This window comes from Streptosporangium sp. NBC_01469 (genome assembly GCF_036227305.1).
GTDB lineage: Bacteria > Actinomycetota > Actinomycetes > Streptosporangiales > Streptosporangiaceae > Streptosporangium.
Genome location: NZ_CP109465.1, coordinates 7912653 through 7924945 on the forward strand (window position 1 = coordinate 7912653; position 12293 = coordinate 7924945).

Sequence of the window (12293 nt, forward strand, 5' to 3'; positions counted from 1 at the left end):
CACACCGACGCCCTCGGAGAAGCTCACGCCATCGGCGGAAGCCGAGAACGCCTTACACCGCCCGTCCGGAGAAAGACCCCGCTGACGCGCGAAGTCCACGTACAGATACGGGCTGGCCGCGACCGTCACACCACCGGCGAGCACCAGCGAACTCTCTCCCTGGCGCAGCGCCTGACACCCCAGATGCAATGTCACCAGCGACGACGAACACGCGGTGTCCACCGTCACCGCCGGCCCTTCCAGGCCGAACACATACGCCACCCGCCCCGAAACCACACTGTGGGTGGTGCCGGTCAGCCGGAACCCCTCCAGATCGCCGACCACCCGATCCACGTACCCGGACGCGCACGCACCGGCGAACACCCCGGTATCACTGCCTCGCAACGAGGCCGGGTCGATCCCGGCGTCCTCCAGCGCCTCCCACGACGCCTCCAGCAACAACCGCTGCTGCGGATCCATCGCCAGCGCCTCACGCGGCGAGATACCGAAGAACGCGGCATCGAAATCAGCCGCGCCGCTGAGGAATCCGCCACCGCGACTGTAGACAGTGCCGGGCTTGTCCGGATCCGAGTCGATCAGCCGCTCCAGGTCCCAACCTCGGTCGGCCGGGAAAGCCGTGGTCGCGTCGATTCCGGACACGACCAGCTGCAACAGCTGCTCCGGCGTTTCCACGCCACCGGGGAAACGGCAGCTCATGCCGACGACCGCGATGAGTTCGTCCGCTCGTACCCTGCGCGACGCCCGGGTCACCCGGGGCCTGGAGTCCGTCCCCTCGATCTTGGAGTACAGCAGGGTCGCGACGGCCGTGGCGGTGGGGTGGTCGAAGACGAGGGTGGACGGTAGCGACAGCCCGGTCGCCTTGGACAGCCGGTTCCGGAATTCGATGCCGCCGAGGGAGTCGAATCCCAGTTCGTCGAACCGCTGATCGGGGTTGACGTCCTCGGCGGAGCCGTGACCCAGTACCGAGGCGGCATGCTCGCGCACCAGTTCCCGCACCACCTCCGCCCGTTTGGCCTCCGGCACCTGGCTCAACCGCGCGCCGAGTGAACTCGATGCCGCGGCCGTCGGCCTCGTGGCGCGGCGCACGAATCCGCGCATCACCGCCGGTACCGCACCGGCCTGGGTCTCCCGCCGGAGTTCGGCGGCGTCGAACCGGATCGGCACCAGGTGCGCGTCGCCGCGGGCGACGGCCTCGTCGAACAGCCGCAGGCCTTCGGTCTCCGCGATGGGATGAAGGCCGAGCCGCTCCCAGCGCGCGACGGCGGTCCGGTCCAGCGCGCCGGTCATGCCGTTGCCCTGGTTCCAAGGTCCCCAGGCCAGCGACGTCGCGGGCAGTCCTTCGACTCGGCGCCGACGTGCCAGCGCGTCGAGGAAACCGTTGGCCGCCGCGTAGTTGCCCTGTCCGGCCGAACCCAGTTGCGCGGCCACGGACGAGAACAGCACGAAGGCCGTCAGATTCGCCTCGCCGGTCAGCTCGTGGAGGTGCCATGCGGCGGCGGCCTTCGGGGTGAAGACCCGCTCCAGCTGTTCGGGCGTGAGACCCGCGATGGTGGCGTCGTCGAGAACGCCTGCCGCGTGCACCACACCGGTCAACGGGTGATCCGGGTCAATGGAGGCCAGCACGGCCCGCAGGGCCGTTCGGTCGCCCACGTCGCAGGCCGCCACGCGCACGTGGGCACCGGCCTCGGTCAGTTCGGACACCAGTTCCATCGCGCCGTCCGCCGCGTCTCCGCGCCGGGACACCAGCAGCAGCCGCCGGACTCCGTGGGTGGCGACCAGGTGGCGCGCCACGAGCGCGCCGAGACCGCCGGTGCCCCCGGTGATCAGCACGGTGCCGGTCCCGAACCGCTCACCCGGCTCGGACACGGGATGCCCTGTGCTCCGGGTCAATCGGGGCACGAGCAGCGTTCCGCCGCGCGCCGCCGCCTGTGTCTCGTCCGCACCGAGGACCGCACCGACGAGTGCCGGATCGATCGCGGTCGCCGCCGGATCGACATCGATGAGGACGAACCGGCCAGGATTCTCGGATTGGGCGCTGCGCACCAATCCCCAGATCGCCGACGCGGCGAGATCCGACGCCTCGCCCGCGAGCCCGGCACCGTTCGCGGTCACCACGACCAGTCGCGAATCGGCCAAGCGGTCCTCGGCCAGCCACGCCTGCACCGTCGCGAGTACCGTCTCCAGGTGCCGCCGGATGTCCGCCGGATCGCCGGTGGTCGTGCCGGCCGCCGGATGCCAGATCACGGCGTCCGGAATTACCTCTGCCGTGATGAATTCGGCGGGAGTCGAGTATTCGGCTTCGACTCCGGCCACCGGGGTCGATCCCAGCACCGCCATCCGCTCCGCCGGCACCCTCACCACGGCTTCCGCGGCCGGAACCCACTCCACCTGGTACAGATCGGTGTCACCACCGGACAGCGTGCCGCGTAGCTGTTTGACGTCGTAGGGACGCATCACGACCGCGTCGACCGAGACCACGGGTCGCCCGGAATCGTCCACGGCCGCCACCGAGATCGTCTCCGGCCCGCTCGCCACGGCGAGGACCCGCAGTGCGGTCGCCTTCACCAGCGGCTGGTGCAGTCGTGCCCCACCCCAGCGGAACAGCAGTCGGCCGGTATCCGAATCGCTGTCCTGATCGTGCCAGATGAGCCCGGCCAGGCCGGCGTGCATCACCAGGTCGAGCAGCGCCGGATGCAGATCGAACCGTTCCGGCTCCGGTGCGGCGGCCACATCCAGGGTGATCTCCGAGAAGACGGTGCCCTCCCGCTGCCACGCGGCGTCGACACCGAGGAACGCGGGACCGTATTCGAGTCCCGATCCCTTCGCGATCCGCTCCGGAATCCAGACGGTGTCCACGGGTTCGGCATCGACCGGCGGCCACGGCTCATCCCGCAATCGCTCCAGCAGAGTGTCGCCGCCGAGCCAGTCACCGGCGAGTACTCCACTGGCGTTGCGGACCCATTCGCCCGCACCGCCGACGACCTTGCGGAAATAGAAGGTGAACTGCCGCCGCCCGGTCGAGTCCGGCTCCTGCACCGCCACCTGGAGTTCGACCTCGTCGCCCTCGGACGGCAGGATCGGTGCCTCCAGCGTCAGTTCCTCGACGACACCGCAGTCGATCCTGTTGCCCGCCACGAGCAGAAATTCGACAAGGGTCGCGCTCGGCACCACGACGGTGCCGTAGGTCATGTGGTCGGCGACCCAGGGGTGGGTGCGGAGTGACAACCGGCCGGTGAACACCCACTCGTCCTTACCGGCCACCGGCATCACACCGGTCAGCAACGGATGATCGAACCGATCACCGACACTCTCAGCGCGCGGCCGCAACCAATACCGCTGATGCTGGAACGCGTATGTCGGCAGCGGCACCCGCGACACCCGGCGGCCGGCGAACAACGACGCCCAGTCCACGCCCACACCGGCGGTGTGCGCCTGCGCCAGGAAGGTCATGAACTGCTCGGCCTCGTCATGACCGCGCCGTGCCGCCGCGGCCACCAGCGACCGCGCCTCGATATCCTCCGGAAGGCACTGCCGGGTCATCGCGGCCAGCACCGCGTCCGGCCCGACCTCCACAAACCGCCGCACCCCTGAAGACACCAGAGCCTCGATACCCGGCGCGAATCGCACCGCGGCCCGCACCTGCCGCACCCAGTACGAGGGATCAAGCACCTCATCCCCGGCGACCTCACCGGACAGGTTGGACACCACCGGAATCCGCGGCTCGCTGTAGGTCAGCCCCTCCGCGACAAGCGCGAACTCCTCCAACATCGGCTCCATCCGCGCCGAATGAAACGCATGCGACACCCGCAACCGCGACGTCTTCACACCCCGGCCCGCGAACCACCGCTCGACCTCACCGACCGGATCCTCATCACCCGACACCACCACCGAAGCCGGCGCGTTCACCGCCGCGACCGACACCCGATCACCGAACCCCGCGATCGCCGCGACCACCTCCCCCTCGGCCGCCGCCACCGCGAGCATCGCCCCACCCTCAGGCAGAGCACCCATCAACCGACCCCGCGCCGCCACCAGAGCACACGCATCCTCCAACGACCACACCCCCGCCATATGAGCCGCGACCAGCTCACCGATCGAATGCCCGATCACCACATCCGGGGAGACCCCGAACGACTCCAGCAACCGGAACACCGCCACCTCGAACGCGAACAACGCCGGCTGCGTGAACTCCGTCCGCCCCAACACCTCCCCGCCCTCACCGGCGAACATCACCTCCTTCAACGAACAACCCAGCAGCGGATCGAACCCCGCACACACCTCGTCCAACGCCGCCGCGAACACCGGAAACGCCTCATACAACCCAGCCCCCATACCGGCCCGCTGCGCCCCCTGACCGGTGAACAAGAAAGCCGTCTTCCCCGAACCGACCACACCCGACACCACACCCGACGACACCGAACCGGCAGCCAACTCCGACAAACCAGCCAGCAACTCCTCACGATCACGACCGAGAACCGCACCACGCGAATCCCACTGCGCCCGCGAAGACACCAGCGAGTACGCCACGTCGGTCAGATCCGCGTCAGGGTGATCCACCAGCCATCCACGCAGCCTCGCCGCCTGCGCCCGCAAACCGGCATCACCCTTACCCGACACCAACCACGGCGTCGGGGACACGTCACGCTCGACGATGGCCGCGGAATCCTCTTCCCGCCGTTCCTCACCCGCCGCCACCGGCACCGGCACAACGGGCGCCTCTTCAACGATCACGTGCGCGTTGGTGCCACTGATCCCGAAGGACGACACGCCGGCCCGGCGTACCCGGTCCCCGACCGGCCACGGCTCGGCCTCGGTCAGCAACCGCACCGAACCCGCCGACCAGTCCACGTGCGGCGACGGCTCGTCCACATGCAACGTCCTCGGCAATCGCTCGTACCGCAACGCCTGCACCATCTTGATCACACCGGCTACACCGGCAGCCGCCACGGTGTGCCCGATGTTCGACTTGATCGACCCGATCCGCAGTGGCTCGTCGCGATCCTGGCCGTACGCGGCGATCAACGCCTGCGCCTCGATCGGATCACCCAGCGCGGTACCGGTGCCGTGCGCCTCGACCACATCCACATCCGCGGACGTCAACCCGGCACTCGCCAGCGCATGAGCGATCACCCGCTCCTGCGAGGGACCGTTCGGCGCGGTCAAACCATTACTCGCACCATCCTGGTTCACCGCGCTACCACGAATCACGGCCAGAACGTCGTGCCCAAGCCGCCGCGCGTCCGACAACCGCTCCAGCACCACCACACCGACACCCTCGGACCACGCCACACCATCGGCCGAGGACGAGAACGCCTTACACCGCCCATCCGGCGACAACCCCCGCTGCCGCGAGAAGTCCACATACAGATACGGGCTGGCCGCGACCGTCACGCCACCGGCGAGCACCAGCGAGCTTTCCCCCTGGCGCAGCGCCTGGCACGCCATGTGCAACGCCACCAACGACGACGAACACGCGGTGTCCACCGTCACCGCAGGCCCTTCCAGGCCGAACGCATACGCCACCCGTCCCGAGATGACGCTGTGCGAGGTGCCCGTCAGCCGGAACCCCTCCAGATCACCGACCACCCGATCCGCGTACCCCGACACACAAGCACCGGCGAACACCCCGGTATCACTGCCCCGCAACGACATCGGGTCGATCCCGGCGTCCTCCAGCGCCTCCCACGACGCCTCCAGCAACAACCGCTGCTGCGGATCCATCGCCGACGCCTCACGCGGCGAGATACCAAAGAACCCGGCGTCGAAATCGCCCGCACCGCTGAGGAATCCGCCTTCGCGGGTATAGACGGTCCCTGGCTTGTCCGGATCGGCGTCGAACAATCCCTCAAGATCCCAGCCACGATCGGCGGGGAACCGGCCCATCACGTCCCGGCCCCCCGCGACCACGTCCCACAGCTGCTCGGCGGATCCCACACCACCGGGAAAACGAGCCCCCATCCCGACAATCGCGATCGGCTCCTCCGACGACACCCGCCGCGACACCCGCCGCTGCCCACCGCCGGTTCCCGCGATGCGCGCGTGGAGCAGCGCCGCGACCGCGGTCGCCGTCGGATGATCGAAGATCAGTGTTCTCGGCAACGGCACACCGGTGCCCCGCATCAGCCGATTCCACAGCGCCACACCGCTCACCGAGTCGAACCCGAGATCCGTGAACGGCAGTTCGGGATGAATCGATCGGGCCGATTCGTGGCCGAGCACGGCGGCGGCGTGCGCGCGCACGACATCGAGGACGACCGTCTCGCGCTGGTACTCGGGGGTCGCCAGCAGCTGACGCGCCAGCGGCCCGTCCGCCCACGCCGCGGCCTGCCCGTCGTCCTCGGGAACCGGCGGTTCCTCGGGTGCCCCAACGGGTTGGACCGCGTCGACGGCGATACCGGCGGTGGCCGACGCGCCGTTCCAATAGGTACGGCGCTGGAACGCGTAGGGCGGCAGATCGACCCGCGATCCGCCGGAGACCAGCGCCCGGAGGTCTACCCGCAGGCCGGCGCAGTAGGCGCGCGTCAGCGCGGCCGTGAAGCGCCGCGGTCCGCCCTCGCCCCGCCGCAGCGATTCGATGACGCTGACGCGACCATCCGCGCCCATCGCCTCGGCCGTCACGCCGATCCCCATCGTGAGCACCGGATGCGGACTGGCCTCGACGAATCCCGTGATCCCAGACTGGATGAGCGCGGTGGCGGCATCCGCGAAACGGACCGGTTCCCGCAGCGACCGGTACCAGTATTCGGCGTCCAATCCGGCCGTGTCGAAACGATCGGCGAAGACCGTGGAGAAGAACGGCACCGTCCCGGACCGGGGACGGATCGGTGCCAGCTCCTCAAGCAAACGGTCCCGAAGCCCTTCCACCGCTTTGGAATGCGATGGGTAGTCCACCGGAATCCGGCGGGCCCACACCCCGGCGCGGGCGCAGTCGGCGAGGAAGTCCTCCATCGCCGCGACCTCACCGGCGATCACACTCTGCTGCGGCCCGTTCACGGCTGCCAGCGACAGCCGATCGCCGTAACTCGACAACCGTTCCCGGACCGCGTCCGCGCCGAGCCCGATCGAGGCCATACCGCCCTGCCCGGCCAGTTCCTCGGCGACGGCCCGCGACCGCAGCGCCACCACGCGGGCGGCGTCCGGCAGCGAAAGTCCTCCGGCGATGTAGGCGGCCGCGATCTCGCCCTGGGAGTGGCCGATAACCACATCTGGCTCGACCCCGGCGGCCCGCCACATCCGGGCCAGAGACACCATCACCGCGAACAGCGTCGGCTGGATGACGTCCACCCGGTCCAGCGAGGGTGCGTCGTCCGCGCGGCGCAGTACCCCTGTCAACGACCAGTCGACGTACTGTGCCAGGGCGGCTTCACATTCCGCGATGGATTCCGCGAACACCCCGCCCGCGTCCAGCAGGCCGAGTGCCATCCCCTCCCACTGGCTGCCCTGCCCGGGAAAGACGAAGGCGACCCGGCGCTCCGCCGCCTGCTCGGTCGTCACCTCGACGACGTCGGCGGGCACCGCCGGGTCGGCGAGGGCCGCCAGCCCGGCCAGGAGCTCGTCGCGATCCCGTCCGGCGACGGCACCCCGCCACTCCAGTTGCGCGCGGGTGGTCAGCAGCGAGTGCGCCACGTCGGTGGCATCCAGCTCCGGGTGGCGGATCAGCCACTCCCGTAGCCGCGCCGCCTGGGCGTGCACGCCCTCCTCGGTGCGCGCCGACACCACCCAGGGCCGCACATCCGCGGCGCCGTCGGCCGCAGGTTCGGCCACACCCACCTGGGGGGCCTCCTCCACGATGACGTGGGCGTTCGATCCCCCCATGCCGAACGAGGACACGCCCGCGCGCAGGACCGTGTCCGCCGACCAGGTCTCGGCGCCCGTCACCACCCTCAGGCCCAGCTCATCGAGCGGAATGCGCGGATTCGGCGTCTCGAAGTTCAGGCTGGCGACCAGTTCCCGGTGCTTCAGGCAGAGCACGGCCTTGATGAGGCCGGCGATGCCGGAGGCACCTTCGAGATGCCCGATGTTCGTCTTGACCGATCCGACGGCCAGCGGCGCGTCCTGCGTCCGGTCCGCGCCGTAGGTCGCGCCGAGCGCCGCGGCCTCCACCGGATCACCGGCGGGTGTCCCGGTGCCGTGCAGTTCGACGTACTGCACCGACGACGGTTCGACACCGCCGGCGGTCAGCGCGGCTCTGATCACCGCGGCCTGCGCGTCCTGGCTCGGGGCGCTGAGTACCCGGCGTTCGTTGCCGGTGTTGATCGCGGTCCCGCGGATCACCGCGTGGATCCGGTCGCCGTCGGCGATCGCCCGCGCCAGCGGTTTCAGAACGACGATGCCACCACCCTCGCCACGCACGAACCCGTCGGCGTGCGCGTCGAACGTGGAGCACCTGCCGAGCTCCGACCGCGCGCCGAACTGGTCGATCCGCGCACCGCTGGTCGGCGACAAGATCAGGTTCAGGCCACCGGCCATGGCCAGGTCGCTCTCACCGCTGCGCAGGCTCTCGCAGGCAAGGTGCACCGCCACCAGCGAGGATGCCTGGGCGCTGTCGACCACGATGCTCGGGCCGCTGAACCCGAAGTAGTTCGAGATCCGGTTCGCGATGATGCCCCGCCCGACACCCCACAGCGAGTGCCTGCCGACCCCCTGCCCGCCCTGGGAGGCCAGGATCTCCGCGAAATCCGTGCCGGTGCAACCGAGGAACACCCCGCAGCGCGGGACGTCGTGGGTCGTGGCTGCCATGCCCGCGTCCTCAAGTGCCTCCCAGCCCAGCTCCATGGCGAGCAGCTGCTGTGGATCGACGGCGCGCGCCTCGTTGGGTGAGACACCGAAGAAGTCCGCGTCGAAATCACCGACGGTGTCGAGAAAACCGGCCCGCTCGGTGATGCTTCCACGTCCGGGCCGGACGCTCCCGATCTCGTCGCGCCCGTCCCGGAGCAGCTGCCAGAAGCTGTCGGGATCGGCCGCGCCCGGCATTCTGCAGGACATGCCGACGATGGCGACGTCATATGCCGATCCGGTCATCTGTAGCTTCCTTTCCACAGTGCGCACCGCGCCGCCCCGCCGGGGAGGTCCAGCGGGCGGTCGATGTGCGGTAGAGCTGAATTCGACGAGATCACTTGGCGAGTTCTGCCACCGAGGTGTCGGGGCTGGCGGCCCGGGTCTTGCGGGCGGCGATCGCCGCGCGGGCCAGATACGTGGGCGCGAACAGTGAGAACGGCGACCGGCTGCGAGTCACCACTCCGGCGTAGCGTTCGGCGACCTTCACATCCGATACCGCGCCGGCGAGGATCATCCGGATCACCGGCGGCAGCACCTTTCGCTTGCTGAGGTCCGCGATCGTCAGGTGGTGGCCGAACAGCTGACGGCGGTGCCGCCGCTGATAGCCGCGCAGGGCCTTGTCCACCGCGGCACCGTCGCCCGCGCGCAGCGCACCGGTGACCGCGTCGCACAACCACTCCGCGGACTGGAAGGCGAACCCGCAACCGACTCCGCTCACGGGGTCGTTCACCATGGCGGCATCGCCGATGAGCGCGAGACCGGGAGCCACGATCCGCCGCCGGTTCATGTTCGGATAGTCCCGGGTTCCGACGACGTCGCTGACCCGCTCCGCATTGGACATGTCCGGCGCGTCGGGCAGGTTACCGAAGGCGCCGAGCAGGAATTCCTCCCGGTCCTTGTCGAATTCCGCGATACTCCGCTTGTCGGGGGCCACGGCCATGACCGTCGTGCCGTCACCGAAGCTGGCCAGGAGAAAGATGTCCGGCATGACGAACCAGGCTCGCAGGGTCTCGGTCGGCCGGATCTCGACGTTCCGGTAGTGGGCGAAGAAGATGAAGCGGCCGTTCTCCGACTCCTTGCTCTCCAGGCCGGCCAGATCCGCGACCGTCGACGAACGCCCGTCCGCGCCGATCACCAAGCGGCTGCTGAACAGCTGTTCCTTGCCCTGCACCTTGGCGACGACCCCGTTGACCCGTCCGTGCGGACCCCGCGACAGCTCGAAGGCCTTGGCGCCCAGCACCATCTCGACCCCGGGTGTCTCCGCGGCCGCCTGCCGGACCAGCGGATCCAGCTTCGCTCGCTGCAGGTTGTAACCGTGTTCCTGCCGGTCGGACGCGCCCGAGTCGAGGATCCAGCCGAAGTCGCCGTGGAACGCGTCGTAACACGGCATGCCACCCGCGTCTGCGATCTTCTTGTCCAGCCCGAGGCGCTGCAACGTCGGCAGGGCGCTCGACCGGATGGTGGCGGTGCAGAGACGTTTGTAGTAGTTGGGGTCCTTGTGAGTTTCCAGCAACGCCACGCGAAAGCCGGCGCGGCCCAACAGAATTGCCGCCGAGCATCCGGCGAGACTGCCACCGACGATCGTCACGTCGTACATAGCGAAATTCACCTGATCCGTCGAGATTGGTATGGGGATTTTCAGGGCCTTTTCGATTGAAGCCGAATAACAGCGGCGACGACGTCGAAAATGGGCAGCACAAGACAACCAGCGATACTCAATGCGGCGGCGCCGGGTCCGCTCTCGGTGTTACCTTGACGATCGGCTATCGATCGGCAGATTCGACGACGGCGACACCGTCGACTTCGATCAGATGCTCCGGGGTGAACAGGCTGGCCACGCCGACCAGTGTCACCGCCATTTCCGGAAACGAGTATTTCCGGCTCGCCGCCTCACCGCCCGCGGTCAGTTCACTGAACAGCTCCGCCTTCCAGTTCACGACGTAGAACCGAACACTGACCAGGTCTTCCGCCTGTGCACCTGCCGCCTCGACCGCGCGGCAGAGGTTGATCAGCGCCTGCTCGGCCTGAGCGGCGAGCCCGCCGGGAACCACTGCCCCTGATTCGTCGACGCCGACCTGACCGGAAACATGAACGATGTCGCCACGCGCTCGCGTCGCATGACTGAAACCGGGCGCAGGCGGTGGAGTGTTCGGGGGGTTGAACGACAGCACGGCCATTTCGAAATCCTAACGAATCGATTAGGTCGGGGACAGTGGTCACGAATGATGGGTGCCGGGCCGGCGCAATTCCTCTGCGGCGAGTCTCGCCGCCGCCGCGGGGTCACGACCGTCCCATGTGCCCGAGGACTCGACCATGCGGAATCGCGCCGAGAAGTTCTGGGTCTGCCATTTCGTCAGCGACGGCTTGATGACCGCCTTGTGCGCGGGCGATTTGCGGTAGGCGAAGTCGACGAGATCGGCTTGGCTTCGCCAGATCGACAGGGTGCTGGTCGCGGTGAAGTCGTCGGCGATGCCGAGCTGCGCGATCAACCCGTCGTCGTCGGTTTGCTCGTCCACCACACGTTTGTTGTTCATCAGGAACGACGGCACATACCTGGTACGGACGCGGCTGTAGGTCATCGACAGCACCGGCTCGGCATCATCGTGCGGTATCGGATCCACTTCGGGTCGCCACCCTCGCCAGGTGCCGCGCCCGACCCTGGTCGGGCGCAGCGAGGCCCGCCAGACCTCGCGAGCCCGGTCGGTGAACATCTCCATCGAATGCGACTGCTCGAATTCTTTCAGCGCCTCATCCGATTCGAATACCGTGAACAACGCCCAGCGCCGGAAGACGGGCGCGCCACCGATCGGTGGTCGCAGGTTTCCCGTTCCGAACACTCGGCCCTCGACGAAACCGGGCACGCCACGGATATCTTTGTTGATGCGCGATATCCGGGTTACCAGTCTGGCCCATCCGCGCGGCGGATAACTAGCGAGAACGATCGATACGGGCATTTCCGGCCTCCTCCGACGGACCTTCGCTCGCCATCTTCTCGGCGAGCTTCTTGAAGGTGCGGAACTGCTTGTGCACCATCACCAGTTCGACCCACGGGAAGAGGTACTTCCGCACCTGGTACAACCCGGTCGACTTCGCGAACCGGCTGGGCCGGTCGTGCACGGTCATGATCATCCGGAGCCGGCACCCCTCCGCCTCATCGGAGTCCGCGACCCGGAAGGTGCAGCACGTATTGCCCCAGAACCAGCGCAGACCAGGCCGGACCTGCACCGTGATGTGATGGTCGCGCTCGAATCCGACCACCTCGAAGAGCACCAGGATCCGCTGGCCGATCGCCAGGTTGTCGGCGCCGAGTGTGAGTTTCCGAGGGCTGGTGCGACCGAAGTTGTCGACCCAGTCGTAACTGTAGGGAGCGACACGCATCTGGCAGAGCCAACGCCACACGATCGCGCGATCCGCGTGAACCGTGATACCCCGATAGTACGTATCGAGGGGCGCCGGAACGTATTTCATACATTCTTCTGTTCCGATTCGCTCGGCTTCCGTGGTGCCCCATGCGC

At 68.4% G+C, this 12293-nt stretch carries 5 protein-coding genes (1 of these 5 only partly in view); all 5 read right to left on the reverse strand.

Going from position 1 to position 12293, the window contains the following annotated elements; translation table 11 throughout:
- Positions 1–9021 carry the 5' portion of a type I polyketide synthase gene (locus OG587_RS34495; protein ID WP_329082794.1) on the reverse strand. The gene continues 4737 nt to the left of window position 1, outside the view, so the window shows 9021 of its 13758 coding nt (coding positions 1–9021); it begins with the start codon at positions 9019–9021; its stop codon lies off the left edge, out of view.
- Between the two features lie 91 nt (positions 9022–9112).
- Positions 9113–10375 carry an FAD-dependent oxidoreductase gene (locus tag OG587_RS34500; RefSeq protein WP_329082796.1) on the reverse strand — a complete coding sequence of 421 codons (1263 nt, stop codon included), beginning with the start codon at positions 10373–10375 and terminating at the stop codon, positions 9113–9115.
- Positions 10376–10541: 166 nt separating this feature from the next.
- Complete coding sequence (locus OG587_RS34505) at positions 10542–10955, reverse strand: RidA family protein (protein ID WP_329082798.1); 414 nt, start codon at positions 10953–10955, stop codon at positions 10542–10544.
- 39 nt (positions 10956–10994) lie between these two features.
- A complete protein-coding gene (locus tag OG587_RS34510) occupies positions 10995–11732 on the reverse strand; it encodes a hypothetical protein (RefSeq protein ID WP_329082800.1) in 738 nt (245 codons plus the stop codon).
- Positions 11707–12246 (reverse strand): hypothetical protein, encoded by a 540-nt coding sequence (locus OG587_RS34515; protein WP_329082801.1) that lies wholly within the window; start codon positions 12244–12246, stop codon positions 11707–11709. The genes OG587_RS34510 and OG587_RS34515 overlap by 26 nt, the downstream gene beginning before the upstream one ends.
- Positions 12247–12293 lie beyond the last annotated feature (47 nt).